Genomic DNA, 18711 nt, shown 5'->3' on the forward strand with positions numbered 1-18711 from the left:
CTTAGAGGGCTCCCTTCGTCGATGGGATACCGCTTACGCGCGGATCACGTTCAGTGGCTTGGCGCAGCGCACGGGCCACGGCCTTGTACTCCGCTTCCGTGATGTGGTGAGGGTCGCGGCCATAGCGCACGTTGACGTGCAGCGTCGTTGCCGAATGGGTAGCGAAGGTTTCGAAGAAATGGCGGTTAATCACCGTGGCATAGTGTCCACCGATAATCTGCCACTCAAGGTTCTCGGGTTCGCCATTCATGACGAAGTACGGGCGGCCCGAAATGTCCACGACGGCCTCCACCAAGGTCTCATCCATAGGCAGCAACTGGGAGCCAAAACGGCGAATACCCGTCTTGTCCCCCAGTGCCTCCAAGAACGCACGGCCCATGACGATGGCGGTGTCTTCGACGGTGTGGTGTGCGTCGATGTCGATATCGCCCTCAGCATGAACGGTGAGGTCGAAGGAGCCGTGAGTGCTCACTGCCGTGAGCATATGATCAAAGAATGGCAGACCGGTGGAAATATCCGCCTGTCCTGTGCCGTCGAGATTGATTTCTACGGAGATCCTCGTCTCCCCCGTGGCGCGCTCGGCGCGGCCAATACGGTCACCGTTGTGCTGGCGCGCAGTTACGTCGGCACTCATATTCTCACGTTCCTCCTTCACGTCGTGTTCATGGCGTTATCTCTTGACCATCTCTACTGTATCTGCCAAGTCCGTCGCCGCAGAAAGGAAGGCATCATTTTCTTGCGGCAGACCAATCGTGGCGCGCAGTAGCCCCGGTACTCCGTTGTCACGGATAAGTACATCGCGGTCGAGGAAGCCTTGCCACACCGCATGTTGGTCCGCAAAGCGTCCAAAGGACACAAAGTTCGATTCGCTGGGAACGACGTAGTACCCCAGCTCCTCGAGTCGATTAACCACGCGCTCACGTTCGGCCGACAGCTTCGCCACCGTGCTCAAGGTTTCTTCCTTGTGCTCGATGGCCACAATGGCCGCAATTTGAGACAGCACCGAGAGGTGATACGGCAAACGCACGAGCATGACTGCCTCAACGAAGGCGGGGTCCGCCACGAAATATCCCAAACGGCCACCGGCGAAATCGAAGGCCTTCGACATGGTGCGTGAGACCACGAGCTTGGTGGGATACTTCTCCAGCAGCGTGGTGGCTGATGGCGATGGTGAAAACTCCATGTACGCCTCATCCACGATGACGATGCCCGGCGCGGCCTGAATGATCTTCTCTACCAGCTCAATCGGGGTGACATCACCGGTGGGATTGTTCGGGGTGGTGATGAAGATGACGTCGGGCTGGTGCTTTTCGACGTCCCTCAGCGCCGCCTCTTCATCAATCCGGAAATCCTCATCACGTGGGGAGGAGATGAATTCCGTCTGCGTACCGGCGCAGAGGATGGGGTGCATGGAATAGCTTGGGGTAAAGCCCAGTGCGCTGCGCCCGGGCCCACCGAAGGCCTGTAGAAGCTGCTGCAAAACTTCGTTCGATCCATTGGCTGCCCACAGGTTATCCACGCTCACGGCCACGCCGGTCTGCTCAGAAATATAGTCAGCCAAGGCAGTGCGCAGCTCCACAGCATCGCGCTCGGGGTAACGGTTGAGCTGCGCCGCATGCTTCTCGACGGCCCTCACCATATCCTGTACCAGCGCCTCCGACAGCGGGTACGGGTTCTCGTTGGTGTTGAGCTGGTTCGTGACCGTCAGCTGTGGGGCGCCATAGGCGCTGGAACCGCGCAGTTCCTCTCGGAGAGGAAGATCCTTCAACTCAGCCATAGTGCGGCCTCCTTGGTTCTTGGTTCTCGGTTGTCGGTTGTCGGTTGTCGGTTGTCGGTTCTCGCTGCCTCTTTTATGCCTGTGGGTCCTCGAAACGAGCGGCAATCGCCTCGCCATGGGCCGGCAGAGCCTCTGCGGTAGCGAAGGCGATGACATTATCGGCTACTTCTTCCAAGGCAGCGCGGTCATACTCCACGAGATTGACTGGGCGCAAGAAGGTATGCGTCGACAGACCCGCACTGAAACGTGCCGTGCCAGAAGTCGGCAAAACGTGGTTGGAGCCCGCTGTGTAATCGCCCAACGGCACCGGCGAATAATCACCAATGAAGATGGCACCGGCATGGCGGATGCGCTCAGCCACCTCGCGGGCCCTCGCGGTGTGAATCTCTAGGTGCTCAGCGGCGTAAGCATTTGCCACTGCAATGCTGGACTCGAGGTCACTGACCAGCACGATGCCGGACTGCTCACCGCGCAGCGCCTCCGCGGCGCGTTCTGCGTTGGCCGTCGAGGTGTAGCGCTGGTCAACTTCCGCATTGACCGCCTTCGCTAGGTCCTCGGAGTCCGTGATGAGTACGGAGGCTGCCATGGGGTCGTGCTCCGCCTGGGAGATGAGGTCATAGGCCACAAATACTGGATTGGCGGTGTCATCCGCCACAATGGCAATCTCGGTTGGCCCCGCCTCGGCATCGATACCAACAACGCCGTGAACTGCGCGCTTAGCCGCCGCCACGAAGACGTTTCCGGGTCCAGTAATAATGTCAACCGGCTCGAGTGCTTCTTCGCCGGTGGAGGGTTCATCGTCGCCGTATGCCAGCAAAGCAATAGCCTGGCCACCACCGACTGCCCATACTTCCTCGATGCCAAGCATGTGGCAGGTGGCCAACACCGTCGGGTGCGGCAGCCCGCCGAATTCCTTTTGCGGCGGCGAGGCCACCACCATGGCCTGAGCACCCGCTTCCTGCGCCGGAACGGCATTCATAATGACGGAGGAAGGGTACACCGCCTTGCCACCAGGCACGTACAGGCCCACGCGTTCGATCGGCTGGAAAACTTCGGTCACCGTAGCGCCCGGCGCCAACGTCGTGGTGTGGGAGGAAGGCTTCTGGTCAGCATGGACCGCCCGTACGCGGGCAATGGATTCCTCGATCGCCGCGCGGACCTGGGGCTCGAGCTCATCTGCGGCTTTCTGGAGTGCCTCAACACCTACACGTACTACTGCTGGACGTACGCCATCAAAGCGCTCGCCAAAGTCGAGGGCTGCTGCCGCACCACCCTTGCGCACCGCTTCCACCATAGGGGCAACGGTGCCCATGACTGACGATACGTCCGTCCCGCCACGCGGCAGGACTCGTCGCAAGCGGGAGGTGCTGAGTTTTTCTCCGCGCAGGTCAATGGTTCGTAGCATGGCAAGGCCCCTTTAATAATATTTATAATATGCAGTGGTTTCTATACCTTCCCATTACTATACCTGCGCCAAAAAGCCAGCGAGCCTCAAGGTGCAGGTTATAGAATGTGTCACTAATAACACATTGAGGCACCACCACCACTGGTGAAGAGAGGCGGCGAGATGAGCAACGACGCCGACGAGCACGACGGCCAGGCCCACTCCGAGTTACTCACACGCGTAGAAAAGCTCGCGCACTGTGAAGAGCTGGACTGCATCCGCGTTCATGCCGACGAACTCCTCTTCCCCCATTCACCACTGGGTGAAACCCGCGCCTACATGGACACCGCAGGCGAGCCTATCCTGCGCCTCTACACTACCCACAACGGCGTCCTGGACTTCGGTGAGATTCCGGAGCTCAGCGAGTTTGTCAATGACTGGAACCATGACTGCCTCTCACCTCATTTGGTGCTCAACTACTCCTCCCCCACTGAGGTTGAGGTGTGGGGTCATTCCTTTCTCGTTGTTCATCAGGAACCCACCACAGCACAGCTCGCAGCGTCCATCCTGCCTGCCCTGTTCAACGCCGGAGCGTGCCTCGAGGAGCTGGCTTCCCGATTCCCAGCACTCATGCTGCCGCGCCCACCGGCGCCAGACGAGCCGCCGGAACTTGATGGCGCAGTGTCCACCGTTGACATTGCCCGCTTGGAGGAGCTCTTGCCCTCGCTGGGAATCACGCGCTTCCAAGCGGATTCCTCCGACGCACTTTACGCGTGGATTAACGATGTCCTCTTTGCCTTCGCCATCGATTCCGGCCCCAGCCTCATCATCAAAGGCCATTGGGACCCCAACTTGCCGGGAAGCGAGTTTTCCAAGATTTTCCTCATTTGCAATGACTGGAACCGCACCAATCACTCCGCCTCTGCGTTCTGCCACTCCAACGTCGATGGGCTCCAAGTTCGCGTGGACTATGCGGTGATGACGGGAGCAGGGCTTTCCGACGCCCAACTGGTCACCGCCCTAGGCCGCGGCATCAAGCACGTCCTCCATGGCATCGACGACATTTCGCACGATGCCATGGGCTCCTCCCCCGTTGTCTGGCCCTAGTCAGCGTCTTCCGGCAGTGCACCAAGATCGGGATCAGGATTGATAAAAACCGCCGACCAGTAGGCAAACATAGCCATGAATGGTGCCACCAACCACCCAATGGCCGGGGTAAATTTTGGAACGAATTCGACGAACTCGCCAGGATTTTCCGGAACCGAGGTCGCCGTGGCACCGCCACAGACATAAAAGGCCGCTGCACCAGCGAGGCAGACCACGCCGGACCACACCAGTACGCCGACTCCGCGGTAGCGCTCACCCCGCAGATAGGCCACCGTTCCCATCACCACGCCTAGTATTCCGGTGATGATAACGAAAGTAATAAAGGACAAGAACTGGACGTTGGCACCGTTGCTCAGCGCATAGCCACCACCTTCTACTCGGTGGCCTTCCAATGTTGGCCGCCATAGACCCCACAGCGCGCCCGAAGCACTGAAGATGAGGAGCGCCAACGCGAGCAACCCCGCGCCAAAGCCGATGGCGCGGGGTATGCGAAAGCTATGTGCACGTAGTGCAGTCACGAGCTGTTTTAGTTGCAGAAGGTCCAGTTACCATTCTCGCGCTTGAAGCGCATGGTGGAGCTGTCCAAGCCCTTGCTGGTGTTAACGTTCACGGTTGCGGAGGCGGAGTCGCCGTCAACAACAACGTCGTTGATGGACTCAACGCCGGTCTGGGTCCAGTCGAAGCCCTCCATCTGAGAGGTATCAGCACCGGAAGCAGCCATCATGTCCTTGAGCTGGTTCATCGGAACGTCCGGAATCTGGTTGTAGTCAAGCTCGCTCAGGCCAGAGTTCGGGTCATTACGCACGGCTTCACAGGTGTGATCCGGCAGGTACTTCACGAAGCTACGCATGGTCTGCTGGTCATACATACCGCGAACCAGGCCGTTGATGCCATCGATGTCTTCCTGGCTAGCTGCCTGCCCCTGGATGGGCTCTACCTTCGGCATGCTCTGGAAGGGGTCAACACCGTTCTCGAACGGGTTGGCCAGAGTCTGGTCAGCGCCTTCCTCAGCCGGGGCTTTCTCGCCCTCCGGCTTCGGGTCCTGGCCTTCGCCTTCCTTCTTGTCCTTCTCCTCGCCTTCCTTCTTCTCAGCGTCCTTGTCCTCAGAGGTCTCACCCTCCTTGGCCTTGGTCGTGGTGGTGGTCTTTACAGCGGAGGATGCAGCGTCAGCAACTTCTTCGCCTTTGTCGCCACATGCAGTCAGGGTCAACGGTGCAACCAGTGCGACTGCGATGAGGGACTTCTTAGCGGGGGTCAGAAAAGACAAGGGATAACTCCTAATTTCCAATAATGAGAGCGACAGATTGCACGCTCGTGTGCAGTTCACATAACCCTAACAAGCAGTGGTTGAAGAATTCATGACCTAAACCTTGAAGGTTCCTGTGAACCTCACTACTCTTTTTTACTCACAAGAGCCACATTAAGACCACGAGATCCGTACAGTAGTCTTTTGTGCACCTTTCTCGCGACGCTATTGTTTCCACGGCCCTCGAGCTCCTCACGAGCTACGGGCTGGCTGATGTCACCATGCGGCGCGTCGCTACCACCCTCGGTGTGGCTCCCGGCGCATTGTACTGGCACGTAGCCAACAAGCAGGCTTTGATTGCCGCCATGGCTACCGAAATCATCTCGCCGGTATCCGGGGAGACCCCCGCCGAGTTGGCCAGTTCCCTCCACCGCGAGCTCAGTCGCTGGCGCGACGGCGCAGAAGTAGCCATCGCCGGTGCCGCGTTCCCCGAGTCCACAACCCGCGCAGACCTCGAGGAGCTCTTCGCTGCAGCGTTGGAGCGAGAGGTACCGGAGGGGGCGTCGGAAAGCATCGGCGTTGCCGCCCGCACCTTGATCCATTACGTCCTCGGTGCCACCTTCCTCGAACAATCCCAAGCCCAATTGGGAGGCCTGTCTGCAGAGGCACACACTGACGACGCCTCCATCCGCGCCACAGAACTCGTGGTCGCCGGATTACGTGCGCTCTAAGCTCATCTGCTCCGATAGTTTTAGCTCAGCCACATTCCCCAGAATTGGCTAAGCTGAACCCCATGACTGACACCCGTGCCGAAGCACCCCATTCCCGCCAAGTGTGGCCTGGTTCCCCGTCCCCTCTCGGTTCCACCTTCGATGGAGCCGGAACCAACTTCGCCATCTTTTCCGAAGCCGCTGAGAAAATCGAACTTTGCCTCATAGATCAAGACAACAACGAAGAGCGCATCGAACTCACCGAAGTCACGGCGCACGTGTGGCATGCCTACCTCCCCAACGTCTCCCCCGGCCAGCGCTATGGCTACCGCGTCCATGGTCCCTACGACCCCAAGCAGGGCTTGCGCTGTGACCCCTCCAAGCTGCTTGTTGATCCCTACGCCCGAGCATTCGACGGAGACTTCGACGGGGACGCCTCACTGTATTCCTATGACATCCACGCCGAAGAACCCGGCACCGGCCGCAACGAGGAAGACTCGCTGGGCCACACCATGCTCTCAGTTGTCATCAACCCGTTCTTCGAGTGGCACGGCGACAACCGCCCCCACACCCCGGATAACGAAACCATCATTTACGAAGCCCACGTTAAGGGCATGACGATGACCCACCCGGAGGTCCCCGAAGAACTCCGCGGCACCTATGCCGGCATGGCGCACCCGGCCATCATCAATTACTTCAAGGACCTTGGCGTAACGGCAGTGGAACTACTGCCGGTCCACCAGTTCCTCCAGGATGATCGCCTACGTCAGCTGGACCTGCGCAACTACTGGGGCTACAACACCTTTGGTTTCTTTGCCCCGCATGCAGATTATGCCTACGCCAAGAAGCCCGGCGAGGTCGTTGCCGAGTTCAAGGCCATGGTTCGCGCCTTCCACGAAGCCGGCATCGAGGTCATCCTCGACGTGGTGTACAACCACACCGCTGAAGGCAACCATATGGGCCCCACCATCGCTTTCCGCGGCATTGACAACCATGCGTACTACCGCTTGGTGGATGACAATCCCGAGCACTACATGGACTACACCGGCACCGGTAACTCCCTGAACGTGCGCCACCCGCATTCGCTGCAGCTCATCATGGATTCCCTGCGCTACTGGGTGACGGAAATGCGTGTCGATGGTTTCCGCTTCGACTTGGCTTCCACTCTGGCGCGTGAACTGGATGACGTCGATAAGCTCGCCACCTTCTTTGATTTGGTCCAGCAGGATCCAGTGGTCTCCAAGGTCAAACTCATTGCCGAGCCGTGGGACGTAGGGCACAACGGTTACCAGGTCGGTAACTTCCCACCGATCTGGAGCGAATGGAACGGCAAGTACCGCGACACCGTCCGTGACTTCTGGCGCGGTGAGCCAGCCACCATGGGTGAGTTCGCCTCTCGCTTGACTGGCTCTTCCGACTTGTACGGCAACAATGGCCGCCGCCCTACTGCGTCTATCAACTTCATCACCGCACACGATGGATTCACGTTGCGTGACTTGGTGACGTACAACGAAAAGCACAACGACGCTAACAGTGAAGACAACCGTGATGGCGAGTCCCACAACCGTTCGTGGAACCACGGTGTGGAGGGCCCGACTGACGACGAAGAAGTTAAGAAGCTTCGCCGCCGCCAAGTCCGTAACTTCCTCACCACTCTCCTGCTGTCTCAGGGCACACCGATGCTCTGCCACGGTGACGAGCTGGGCCGCACACAGGGCGGCAACAACAACGTCTATTGCCAGGACAACGAGATCTCCTGGATTGACTGGTCCATGCTGAATGAGGAAAAGAATGCCGCCATGCACGGCTTCACCAAGCGCCTCATCAACATCCGCCGCAACCACCCAGTCTTCCGCCGGCAGCGCTTCCTGGCTGGTGGCCCCTTCGGTTCTGATGTCAAAGACCGCGATATCGCGTGGCTGGTGCCTTCTGGCAAGCTCATGACTCCGGAGGACTGGGACTTTGAATTCGGTAAGGCCCTCATGGTCTACCTCAACGGCAATGCGATTACGGAAACCACTGCCCGTGGTGAGCGTATTACGGATGATTCCTTCATCATGATCTTCAATGCCCACCACGAGGACATCGAGTTCACTCTTCCCACCAAGGACTTGGGTGCTAGCTGGCGCCTCATCGTGGATACGTCCGATTCCGGCGGTTACCCGGACGAGGAGAAGATTATTGACGCTGCCGGAACCATCGTGGTTCAGCCGCGTACGACGCTTATCCTGCGCCAGACCGAACCACCTGTGTTCGATGATGCCGACGAAGCAACAGAAGCCGCTGGCTCTTCCGAATCGAACGAGAACTAGACTGGCTTCTCATCCCCAGTTTGAAATGATGCCCTGAAAGGAATCCGTGTCCTATACCGCCCACGGTGCCGTCATCGACGTCACCGCCGATGCCCTGATTCTTCACCGCTCCCAGCTTGCAGCTTCCCTAGGCGCTCAAGCCCACGAGGAAATCCCGCTGGCTGGGGCCACGGGTGTGGAGAGCTCGGCACCGACGGCAACGAGTTTCGGACAGGTCATCGTGCGTGGCGAAGGCGATACCGAACTTACTATCATTCGTATCGCTCCCGGCCAGGACGCGGAAGCACTAGCTTCCGCAGTAGAGGCTGTTCTGCGCGGCGAGGCACCAGCCGCCAGCGCAGGTGTCAAGGGGCTGAATTTCACCGCTGTTGACGTGGAAACAGCCAACGATAACTGGGGTTCCGTGTGCCAGATTGGTGCGGTCCGTTTCCGCGATGGTGAAGAAACCGAATCCCGCACGTGGCTGTGTACCCCTCCGCCCGGTTTGGAGCACTTCGACGAGGTGAACGTCAGCATTCACGGAATTACTGCGGATGACGTTGCCGATGCTTCTCCCTTCGCGGACGCCGCTGCGGAGCTCTTCGAATTCCTCGGCACGGACACACTTGTTGCCCACAATGCACAGTTCGACTCAACTGCGCTACGCACGGGCCTGCGCACGGCCAAAGCTCCTGTTCCGGATGTTCGCCTCGCGTGTTCTTTAGCCTTGGCACGCGACGCCTCCCGCGCCGGCGTTATCGATGTGGCCAACCACAAGCTCCCCACCGTGGCGTCCTTCGTCGGTGCGGACGACTTCCAGCACCACGAAGCCACCGCCGATGCCCGCGCGGCTGGCGTCATCATCACCGGTCTCGCCCGACGTTTCGGACACTCGGGATCCATCGAGGACCTTTTCACCACCCGCGAGTTTGCTTTGGGCAGCTTGAGCGAAGAATCCGTCATTCCGGTGTTGCGCGCTAACACCGCACCACTATCCGCTGCGGATCTGGGTGCCGGCACAGATTTCCGTGATAACACCCGCATGGCCGGCACCGAAACGAGCTCGAAGAAAAAGAGCTCCGGCTCCCAGGACCGTCGCGGCCCAGCGCCCTGGCAATCAGTCGCTACCCCAGACACGATTCCGGACCCTAACCCCGACGCTGACCCTGCGGGCGCACTCTTCAACCAACACGTCACCCTCACCGGTGACTTTGAGCCTTTCGATAAAGGCCTGTTGTGGTCCAAGATTGCTGAGCGCGGCGGCCAAGTGGGCAAGAACGTGACCAAGAAAACCACCATCCTGGTCGTGGGACAGTGGGCTACGAAGACCTCCAAGGAAAAGCGCGCCGAAGAGTTACAGGCCAAGGGCCAGGACATCGCGATTTGGCCGGTGGACAAGCTTCTCTCCGAACTCCAGCTCGACGAGGCACCACCGTTCTAAAGGCACAACCGGCTCGGCGTCTTGTCTAGCTCGCGCAAATTTCCCAGAGAAGCTGGGAACCAACGGGCATGCGACACAGTCCAATAAGGGCAAGAAATTCTTAAGCTCTACTCTTACTGGAGAACGCCATGACCGTTGTAGCGCCTTCTGCCCTCGATGTTGACCGCCTTTTGCCATCTCTGTGCCCGAGCAACGAGCTCAGCGGCGTGAAACTCTGTGATGACGGATTTGGTGACTCCCCTGCCAGCATCCAGCTTTCCCGCACGCTGTCCATGACGTTGACTCATGGCGATGGTTCTTCTGTCAAACGCGTCAGTCAGCGTGCGCTCGACGATATGGGGCTCACGGTTCGCCAGGCATGGGACGCCTCATCGCTCAACCTGCAGCGCAGGGCCCTGACGGACCAGGGGTTGCGCTTCTTTACTCGCCCTGCCGAACACAGCCTGCCCGGTGCTGAGGGCAGCGTGGAGGTTCGTGCGCACCGCTGCTCTATCTCCGCATGGTTGGCGCACCCCCAAACGTTCGTCATTGTGGATAATCACCTTCGCCGTCTGACCCAAGCTCAGCGCATCACGTACCTCGTTCCCGACGCACACACGCTATTCGCTTTGACTGATACTCCTGACAGCACAGCAACCGCGTTAGCCGGCCGCGCTAGCGAACTGCGCCCACGCCATCGCCCCATACTGAGCCTGCGCCCACTAGTATTGGCTAACGGCTTTCCTTTGGAGGTATAGAACAACCTCCTTTTCCCCTCACTGCCGTGACCGAAAGGAGTCGTGTTCATAGCGATGCCCGAATCCCCAATGTCTCGCCTGAGCAATCAATACCACTCCTGGGTTCACGCACACCCCACTGCGGCACAAGACTTCCTCGATGCCATCGAGGACTTGCTAAACGACGCCGGCATTATCTTCGACCGCGTGGCTACCCGTGTCAAACAGTGGCCCTCCCTCAAGGCCAAGGCGAAGAAACGTCGTGAGAATGGCGAGCTTATGTACCCCGCACCGTGGGAAGACATCCACGATGTTCTCGGCGTGCGCATCAACGTCTTCCACTCCACCATCATCCCGGAGACTATTGAGGTTTTGGGAGAAACCTTCACGGTTGTGCGCTCGGTGGACAAAGCCGCGGAGACCCGCATTTCCGGCGGTTTCGGCTACGGCTCCCACCATCTCGTTCTCACGGTCACTGAAGATAGCGCTGCTGCCCTCGAAGAGCTAGAGCCTTATATGGGATGGACCTTCGAGGTACAGATCCGCACTGTCCTGCAGCATGCGTGGGCGGAATTTGAGCACGATATTCGCTATAAGCAGGGGCCGAACCCACCTTCCCCGCAGGTCGATCGCCTCTTTACGCTAGCCGCCGGTCTCATTGAACTGGCTGACCAGCAATTCGATGAAATCGCAGCGCTCAAGGCCCCGAGCACGGAAACCGATGAGGACATTGAGCTCACCGCGGAGACCCTACCGGGCGTGCTTGCCATCATTCTGGGTAGCCGCTTCCCACGCTCACGCTCGGAGCACTACCGCTTTTTGGCGGAGCTACTAGAGAGCAATGGCATCAACCGTTTGAGCCAGCTCAAACAGCTCTTGGATGATGATGACATCGCCCACGTGCACGACGCTATGCGCTACCGCTTCCGCCCCGGGCAGGTCAGGCTTATCGACGATTTGTTGCTCAACAAGTTCGGTTCCCAGCACATCAACGCTACCTCTGCTGCTGGTGACCGCCCGGACCGCAAGCGCCGCTTGATCGCGCGACTCAAGGCACTAAAGAACGTCTCCTCGAACTAGCAAACCCGAGACAACGAGGGAAAGCTAGCCGCGATTCCTCCTCAAAAACTTATCCATCTGCCGGCGTTCCTTCTTCGTGGGGCGGCCGGTGCCCCGGGCGCGGACGGGGACAGAGGGGAGAAATTCCTTCGGCGGGGGCGGCGGGGCGTGGTCGATGTAGCAGGTACGTGCCACGGGCGCACCGACGCGCTTAGAAACGGTGGCAAGGACCTCGAGGTCATGCTCGTGGTGGTTTCGCCACACGCGTACGCGGTCGCCGGGGACAACCTGCTGTGCGGGCTTGGTGGCGTTGCCGTTGAGTTTGACGTGCCCGGCGCGCACTGCGGTGGCGGCTTCCGAGCGGGTCTTGAACATGCGGACGGACCAGACCCAGGCATCGATACGTACTGGGCGCCCGTCAGGCTGGTTGACCATAGGGCTTTTTAAAGGTTGTGGTTCTCGTTGACGATCTTCTGGATCTTTACCCAGTTATAGACGCCACCGACCACGGCGACGACGAGGCCAATGGCCATGCAGGTCCAGAAACCAGTAAGCGCCCAGCCCAGCAGGATGCCGCCACCGATGCCACCCACGACGGCAATAGCGCCGTTGCGAGCGTGCGTGCGCACGGCCTGCTTCCGCTTTTCAATGGGGTTATTGGGGCGTCGCTGCATAGTCATGCTGCCAATTCTACAAGGCAACCATGCCGTGCGAGGAACTACGAGCGCGGAACGACGAGCGCGCTAGTGCGAAAGCTCTACCCAGGCGGTACCGGCTTCCTTCGGCGCAACTTCACCCTGGGTCAAGGCGGCCAGTGTGGCCGCGAGTTCTTCTTCGCCACCGGGGGCGACGGACACGGTAAAGGTCACTGCTTGGCCGTAAGCAGTATCGACAAGGTCCACGCCGCGGTTGCGCAGGTCCGCCTCCAAGCGGCCAGCATCGGCGTGGGAGACCTCCAGTGTGTAGAGCTCACGCAGTGCGCGGGTAGCGCGTTCGACGTGCTCCATCGTCTCACTCACAGCGCCGCCATAAGCGTGGACCAAACCGCCCGCGCCCAGCTTGATGCCACCGAAGTAGCGCACCACCACCGCACAGATGTCCAGCATCCCGGACCCTTTGAGAACGTCCAGCATGGGTTTGCCCGCGGTGCCGGAGGGCTCACCATCGTCCGAGGAGCGCTCCACTGGGTTCGCGGCATCGACGTGGTAGATGTACGCCGAGCAGTGGTGACGAGCATCCGGGAAGCGGTCCCGGGCAGCGTCAATGAACGCGCGTGCTTCCGCTTCATTAGTCACGCGGCCGATGAAGGTAATGAAGCGGGAGCGCTTGATCTCAATCTCATGCTCATAGAGCTCGCCGGCAACGGGGCGCTGATAACTTTCCAGCATTATGCGACGAGGAAGTCGTACTCAGGAGTGCCAGGCTTGAGCTGCTTGCATTGCAGCTTGGAGTCTGCCAATCTGCGCAACAAACCATCAATACCGGAGGCGGCTCCCAGCTCAATACCCACGAGTGCCGCACCGGTTTCGCGGTTGTTGCGCTTGAGGTACTCGAACAGCGTGATGTCATCCTCCGGCCCCAGCACGTCTTGGAGGAAGTGACGCAACTGGCCCGGTTCCTGCGGGAAGTTCACCAGGAAGTAATGCTTCAGACCTCGGTGCACGAGGGAGCGCTCCATGATTTCGGCGTAGCGCAACACGTCATTATTACCGCCGGAGATAACGCACACGACGGTCGACCCCGGCTGCAGCTTCAGGGAGCGTAGACCGGTCACACTCAACGCACCGGCTGGCTCCGCAATAATGCCTTCGTTCTGGTACAAGGCCAGCTGCTCCGTGCACACCGCGCCTTCGGATACAATATCCCAGTGCAAACGGCCCTGGTTGGCCTCCAAAATCTTGAAGGGAACCTCGCCAATACGCTTGACCGCGGCACCATCAACGAAGGGGTCCACGGTCTCCAGCGTCACCGGCTCACCAGCCTCGAAAGCAGCGCTTAGCGACGCCGCCCCGGCCGGCTCAATCCCCACCACCGCAGTGCGGGGAGCCATGTCTGCAAGGTAGGACGTGATACCGGAGATGAGTCCGCCTCCGCCCACAGGAACCACCACGGTGTCGAGTGCCTTGCCCAGCGAGGACAGCTGCGCCACAATCTCGGCGGCCACGGTACCTTGACCGATGACAGTATCGCGGGCGTCAAAAGGCTCGATGAAGAATGCTCCACGCTCAGCGGCGTCCGCATGTGCAGCAGCAGCCGCCTCATCAAAGTTGGCTCCGGTGACGACGAGCTCCACGAAGTCCCCGCCGTGAACGAGGATGCGGTCACGCTTCTGCTTCGGCGTGGGTTCGGGGACAAAAATCTTGCCCTGGATGCCCTTGGTCCGGCAGGCGTAGGCGACGCCTTGGGCGTGATTGCCTGCCGATGCCGTCACGATGCCCTGTGCGCGCTGCTCCTCACCCAGGTTGGACATTCCATAGATGGCGCCGCGGATTTTGTACGAGCGCACGTCCTGGAGGTCTTCGCGCTTGAGGTAGACCTCGTAGCCGGTCTCCTGGGACAAGCGTGGGCAGTATTGCAGTGGGGTCGGAGCAATCTCCGAGCTAATCCGAGATTGGGCCAACTGGATGTCAGAGGCGTGGACTGGCTCGAAGTCTTCCGGGGTACGTGTCATGCTGGCTCATTCTACGCTCTGCAGGTTGCCCTGCATGCATTACCTAGTATTCGACCGATTCACCGAAGGTTTACCAAAATCTTCCCTTACCGTTACGCTCTGTTCGCCGAATGGGGACGGTGCGACACGTACGGTGGTGCGGAATCTTTGTCGTCTCAACGCTAGGAGTTCTTCTATGTCTCGCCCTTTCTCTCGCCGCGCGCTTGCCCTGTGTGTTGCTACCGCCACTAGCGTAAGCTTGGCCGTTCCGGCAGCGTCCGCCAAGATTGTCGACAACGTCCACGTGCACTCTGCAGCTAACGCTAGCCTCAAGCTCAGCCCTATCGGCACCTACGAGTCCGGCGTGTATGAAGAGTCCGCTGCGGAGATCGTGGCTTTCCACCCAGCATCCAAGCGCATTCTTACCGTCAATGCCCACGCCGGCCAGATTGACGTTATCGACGCCGCCGATCCGTCCAACCTGACGCATATCGGCTCTATCTCTGCTGGCGAAGGCAAGGAAATCAACTCCGTTGCCGTTCGCCCGGATGGCCTAGCTGTCGCCGCCGTCCAGCAGTCGGACAAGACTGCGAACGGTGAAGCCCTGTTCTTCAACGCCGCCGCAGAGAACCTGGATTCCGCAGAGCTTGGCCGAGTTGAGGTAGGCGCTTTGCCGGATAACGTTCACATCACCGCTGACGGTGGCTACGCACTAGTGGCCAACGAGGGCGAGCCGTCCAACGAGCTCAACGCCGAGGGCACCGACTACGTGACCGACCCGGAGGGCTCAGTATCCGTCATCACGCTGCCGAAGGATGTTGCAGCTCCCTCCGAGGCCGACGCCCGTATCGCGGATTTCACGGCTTTCGATGACCAGGAGCTTCCCGAAGGCGTGCGTGTCTTCGGCCCCTCCGGCCATGATTCCAAACCGTCCATCGACTTCGAGCCGGAGTACATCTCCTCCCAGGACGGCAAGGCCTTTGTGTCGCTGCAGGAGGCCAATGCCATTGCCATCGTCGACATCGAGTCCGCTACCGTCGAAAAGATTGTCCCGGCCCACGTTGCTGACCACAGCAAGACTCCGCTCGACCCGTCCAATAAGGATGATAAGGCTGAGCTGCGCACCATCCCGGTGAAGGGCCTCTCCATGCCGGACTCCGTCGGTGCCTTTACTGCCGGCGGCCAGACTTACTTCGCTACCGCTAACGAAGGCGATGCCCGCGAGTGGGGCGTGAAGGAAAAGGACGGCGGCTCCGGTGTCTACACCGATGAGGTAGAGCTCAAGGACCTCATCGAGGAGGGCAAGGTATGCGAGGGCGCGCTTGGTGACGTCTCCGCGGACGACCTCGCCGATAAGAAGCAAGCCGGCAACCTGAAGCTCACCAACGCCTCCGGCTGGAATGAGGAGAAGGGTTGCTTCGACGAGTTGTACTCCTACGGTTCCCGCTCCTTCAGCATCTACGACTCTGAGGGCAACGTTGTTTTTGACTCCGGCGCGGAGTTTGAGCAGATCACGGCCGAGCTCAACGAGCCGGGCGTGTTCCACCACAACGCCGACAATGAGAGCGCGGAGTTCGATGATCGATCCGACAACAAGGGCCCCGAGCCGGAGGCACTCGTCGTCGGTACCGTTGGCGAGCGCACCTACGCCTTCATTGGTGCGGAGCGCGTCGGCGGCATCTTTGTCTACGACGTCACCGACCCTGCCAACGCTTCCTTCGTCACCTACGTCAACAACCGTGACTTCTCCACCGATGAGTACGCCGATGCCGGCGACCTTGGCCCTGAGGGCTTTGCCTTCGTCGACAAGAAGGACTCCCCCAATGGTGAGTACCTGCTCATCGTGGGCAACGAGGTCTCCGGCACCACCACCGTGTACTCCGTTAAGGACCTCCTCGCCACCGAGGAAGACGAAGACGCCGACCAGGGCGACGGCAAGGACAAAGACAAAGACAAGGACGAGCAGGACACTCCGAAGAAGCCAGGCAACGATGCCGGTAAGGACGGCAAGGACGGCAAGGGCTCTGCAGACAAGAGCTCCAGCAGCGTCTCCGGCGGCATCATCGCTGGTTCCGTCATCGGCGTCATTGCTGCGCTGGCCGCCACCATTGGTGTGCTGCGCGTCCCGGGTATCCGCGAGACTGTCTTAAGCCTTGCACCAGCCCCGCTGCGCGCTCAGTTGGAGAAGTTCCTCTAAGCCCTATCCACCCCGCAGGAAGGGCTGCTACATTGAAGTGAGCTTTTTGAGAAGCCCTTTCATAACTGTCCTTTCCCTTCCCAAGGAGAACCCTCGATATGCGTCTTTCCACCTCCCTCGTCGCCATCTGTGCCACGACCATGGCACTGGTCACCCCACTGGCCGCTGCTGACGATTCGTCCGCCTCTGCCAGCTCGACCGCGACAGCCACCTCTACCGTGGCTGACGAGGCCTCCCCGGAGTCCGCCACGCAGGACGCCTCCGAGGAAGCTTCCGAGGAGAAGGCTGCTGAAGACGTATCCGAGGAGAAGGCTGCCGAGGAGTCCGCGAAGGAGCCAGCAAAGGATTCTTCCAAGGCTCTGGGAAGTTCTCTGAATGTTGGCCATACCAGCACCAAGGATCTCTCTCAGGAGTGTGCCGACCAGGTCAACCAGGCGCGTAAGGACCACGAGGCCGCCGTCGCTGATGGCACCGCAGGTTCGTCATTCATGGGCCCGCAGGAGCTGGCCAACGGTGTGCTCAACGGCTACGGCTCCTCCGGTATGCCGGACACCCCGGATTGCGTTGAGGAAGAAAAGGAAGCGAAGCTGCAGAAGGACTGGGACGAGATGCCCGAGTTCGTTCAGTCTGCACGTCCAACGGAAAAGTCCAAGGAGATTTACGCCTGGGTTGGCGGTGCACTGGCATTGCTCTCCGTGGGTATTCGAGTTCTCGTCGTCGCCGCTGAGTTCGACCCGTCCATCCTGAATGGTCTGCGTTCCTTCCTCAAGAGCATGGGCTTCTACTGGGATAACTCTAAGAAGAAGGAAGAAGTCGAAAAGGACGAAGACTAATCCCGCTCCAATGGGGATAGTAAAGGAGGCGCTGCGAGATTTTCTCCGCAGCGCCTCCTTCGTTTTGGCCCGTCAGGACCGATGAGACGAGAACTTAAAACAGTTCCTTCGTCGCAATCTCTGCTCCCTCAACGAGGGACTGGAGCTTGGCCCACGCAATCTGGTGGTGCAGGCGGCCGCCTAGGCCACAGTCGGTCGAGGCAATAACGTTTTCCGGGCCCACGAGCTCAGCAAACTGGATGATGCGGTCAGCGACCAGACGCGGGTGCTCCACAGCGTTCGTGGAATGCGACACCACACCTGGGTAGATGACAGTTCCCTCCGGCAGCGTGTGATTCTTCCACACGCGCCACTCGTGCGCATGGCGCGGCGAAGCGCCTTCGAAGGAGAAGCCACCGACCTTGGCCTGCAGAATCTCCTCAATAATATCCTCGAACGGAATGTCCGTGACGTGCGGGCCGTGCCAGGAACCCCAGCAGATGTGCAGACGAGTCTGCTCGCGCGGGATGTCCTTAATGGAGTCGTTGAGAATCTCAATGCGCTCGTGCAGGAAGGCCTGGAAATCCTTCACGGTGGGCTCCGGCACCACAGAATCCCATGCCTCCGCCAGGTCCGGCGCATCGAACTGCACGGTGAGACCCGCATCCGTGATGGCTTTGTATTCGACCTTCAGCGCCTCACCACAGGCGCGAACGAGCTCAGACTCGTCGTCGTAGTACTTGTTGGGAAGACGTGCCGCGGCACCCGGGGACAGGGCGGCGACGAAACCTTCGGTGCCTTCAGGGAGGGCGTCGGCAAGCAACTTGACGTCCGCCTCGACCTGCTCCTGGCCAATGTAGGTTACCGGACCGGTGAACTCCGGGTTGGCCACCTTCTTGCGTCCGGTGAAGATGCCCGAATCCGGGTCATTGTAGGCCTCAGAAAACAGCGCACGGTCGCGGCGATCCTTCATCGAGGATGAGGCGAATCTTACCCGGCTCGGAACGAATCTTGTCACCGATTTCCCAGCGGTCCTTGTCCGTCATGGTCAGACCGCCCAGGCGGGTAAACGAGTAGTTCCACCACGCACCGTAGTCCACGGCGCCGGAGGTAATGTGGCCGTATTCGCCCTCGTTGATGATGTCGATGCCGAGATCAATTTGCCGCTTCACCACATCCGCTACGGAGCACTCCAGGATGTCGTGGAACTTCTCGTCAGAGATGGTGCCGGCAGAGCGCTCGAGGTTAGCCTCCAACAGCTCCTTCGTGCGAGGCAGCGAGCCGACGTGGGTGGTGCGAATCTTGTTCACCATGGGAAACA

The 18711-nt window shown here is 59.8% G+C and carries 17 protein-coding genes and 1 pseudogene; 8 read left to right on the top strand and 10 right to left on the bottom strand.

The window, feature by feature from the left end:
• Position 1 precedes the first annotated feature (1 nt).
• The 3 genes from hisB to hisD form a co-directional block, all read right to left on the bottom strand.
• On the bottom strand, positions 2-634 hold the full coding sequence (gene hisB, locus QP922_RS04290) for an imidazoleglycerol-phosphate dehydratase HisB (RefSeq protein ID WP_284808063.1): 633 nt from the start codon (positions 632-634) through the stop codon (positions 2-4).
• A gap of 36 nt (positions 635-670) precedes the next feature.
• Positions 671-1777, bottom strand: coding sequence for a histidinol-phosphate transaminase (locus QP922_RS04295; RefSeq protein ID WP_284808064.1), 1107 nt, complete (start codon positions 1775-1777; stop codon positions 671-673).
• Between the two features lie 73 nt (positions 1778-1850).
• Positions 1851-3182: a histidinol dehydrogenase gene (hisD, locus tag QP922_RS04300; protein ID WP_284808065.1), complete on the bottom strand. Its 1332-nt coding sequence runs from the start codon at positions 3180-3182 to the stop codon at positions 1851-1853.
• Between the two features lie 162 nt (positions 3183-3344).
• On the opposite strand from hisD, the gene QP922_RS04305 reads away from it, so the two are divergent.
• A complete protein-coding gene (locus QP922_RS04305; RefSeq protein ID WP_284808066.1) occupies positions 3345-4268 on the top strand; it encodes a YbjN domain-containing protein in 924 nt (307 codons plus the stop codon).
• Here the strand turns inward: QP922_RS04305 and QP922_RS04310 are convergent.
• Together QP922_RS04310 and QP922_RS04315 are read right to left on the bottom strand one after the other, a co-directional pair.
• Positions 4265-4786, bottom strand: a complete 522-nt coding sequence (locus tag QP922_RS04310; RefSeq protein WP_284808067.1) for a hypothetical protein — start codon at positions 4784-4786, stop codon at positions 4265-4267. The two genes, QP922_RS04305 and QP922_RS04310, sit on opposite strands and share 4 nt — an antisense overlap.
• Before the next feature lie 8 nt (positions 4787-4794).
• Entirely contained in the window at positions 4795-5535 is a 741-nt protein-coding gene (locus QP922_RS04315; protein ID WP_083311824.1) for a hypothetical protein, read from the bottom strand.
• Between the two features lie 185 nt (positions 5536-5720).
• On the opposite strand from QP922_RS04315, the gene QP922_RS04320 reads away from it, so the two are divergent.
• The 5 genes from QP922_RS04320 (at position 5721) to QP922_RS04340 (ending at position 11752) form a co-directional block, all read left to right on the top strand.
• Complete coding sequence (locus QP922_RS04320; RefSeq protein WP_070669887.1) at positions 5721-6245, top strand: TetR family transcriptional regulator; 525 nt, start codon at positions 5721-5723, stop codon at positions 6243-6245.
• 62 nt (positions 6246-6307) lie between these two features.
• Positions 6308-8536, top strand: coding sequence for a glycogen debranching protein GlgX (gene glgX / locus QP922_RS04325; RefSeq protein WP_284808068.1), 2229 nt, complete (start codon positions 6308-6310; stop codon positions 8534-8536).
• 46 nt (positions 8537-8582) lie between these two features.
• Entirely contained in the window at positions 8583-9956 is a 1374-nt protein-coding gene (locus tag QP922_RS04330; protein WP_284808069.1) for an exonuclease domain-containing protein, read from the top strand.
• Between the two features lie 128 nt (positions 9957-10084).
• Entirely contained in the window at positions 10085-10693 is a 609-nt protein-coding gene (locus tag QP922_RS04335) for a hypothetical protein (RefSeq protein WP_070669890.1), read from the top strand.
• 54 nt (positions 10694-10747) lie between these two features.
• A complete protein-coding gene (locus QP922_RS04340) occupies positions 10748-11752 on the top strand; it encodes a GTP pyrophosphokinase (protein WP_070669891.1) in 1005 nt (334 codons plus the stop codon).
• A 24-nt stretch (positions 11753-11776) separates the two neighbouring features.
• On the opposite strand, the gene QP922_RS04345 is transcribed toward QP922_RS04340, so the two are convergent.
• From QP922_RS04345 to ilvA, 4 genes are all read right to left on the bottom strand, one after another.
• Complete coding sequence (locus QP922_RS04345) at positions 11777-12166, bottom strand: RNA-binding S4 domain-containing protein (protein WP_284808070.1); 390 nt, start codon at positions 12164-12166, stop codon at positions 11777-11779.
• Positions 12167-12174: 8 nt separating this feature from the next.
• Complete coding sequence (locus tag QP922_RS04350; RefSeq protein WP_284808071.1) at positions 12175-12411, bottom strand: hypothetical protein; 237 nt, start codon at positions 12409-12411, stop codon at positions 12175-12177.
• A gap of 63 nt (positions 12412-12474) precedes the next feature.
• Complete coding sequence (locus QP922_RS04355; protein ID WP_284808072.1) at positions 12475-13119, bottom strand: YigZ family protein; 645 nt, start codon at positions 13117-13119, stop codon at positions 12475-12477.
• Positions 13119-14402 (bottom strand): threonine ammonia-lyase IlvA, encoded by a 1284-nt coding sequence (gene ilvA / locus QP922_RS04360; protein WP_284808073.1) that lies wholly within the window; start codon positions 14400-14402, stop codon positions 13119-13121. Before ilvA ends, QP922_RS04355 begins: the two co-directional genes overlap by 1 nt.
• A 175-nt stretch (positions 14403-14577) precedes the next feature.
• On the opposite strand from ilvA, the gene QP922_RS04365 reads away from it, so the two are divergent.
• Both QP922_RS04365 and QP922_RS04370 read left to right on the top strand, forming a co-directional pair.
• The gene (locus QP922_RS04365) at positions 14578-16578 is read left to right on the top strand and encodes a choice-of-anchor I family protein (protein WP_284808074.1); all 2001 of its coding nucleotides are present in this window, start codon (positions 14578-14580) and stop codon (positions 16576-16578) included.
• A 98-nt stretch (positions 16579-16676) separates the two neighbouring features.
• Positions 16677-17411, top strand: coding sequence for a hypothetical protein (locus QP922_RS04370; protein WP_284808075.1), 735 nt, complete (start codon positions 16677-16679; stop codon positions 17409-17411).
• Between the two features lie 94 nt (positions 17412-17505).
• On the opposite strand, the pseudogene QP922_RS04375 reads toward QP922_RS04370, so the two are convergent.
• Positions 17506-18703: pseudogene (locus tag QP922_RS04375) on the bottom strand (cobalamin-independent methionine synthase II family protein).
• Between the last annotated feature and the right edge of the window lie 8 nt (positions 18704-18711).

The organism is Corynebacterium sp. MSK218, assembly GCF_030232655.1.
In the GTDB taxonomy this organism is placed as follows: domain Bacteria; phylum Actinomycetota; class Actinomycetes; order Mycobacteriales; family Mycobacteriaceae; genus Corynebacterium.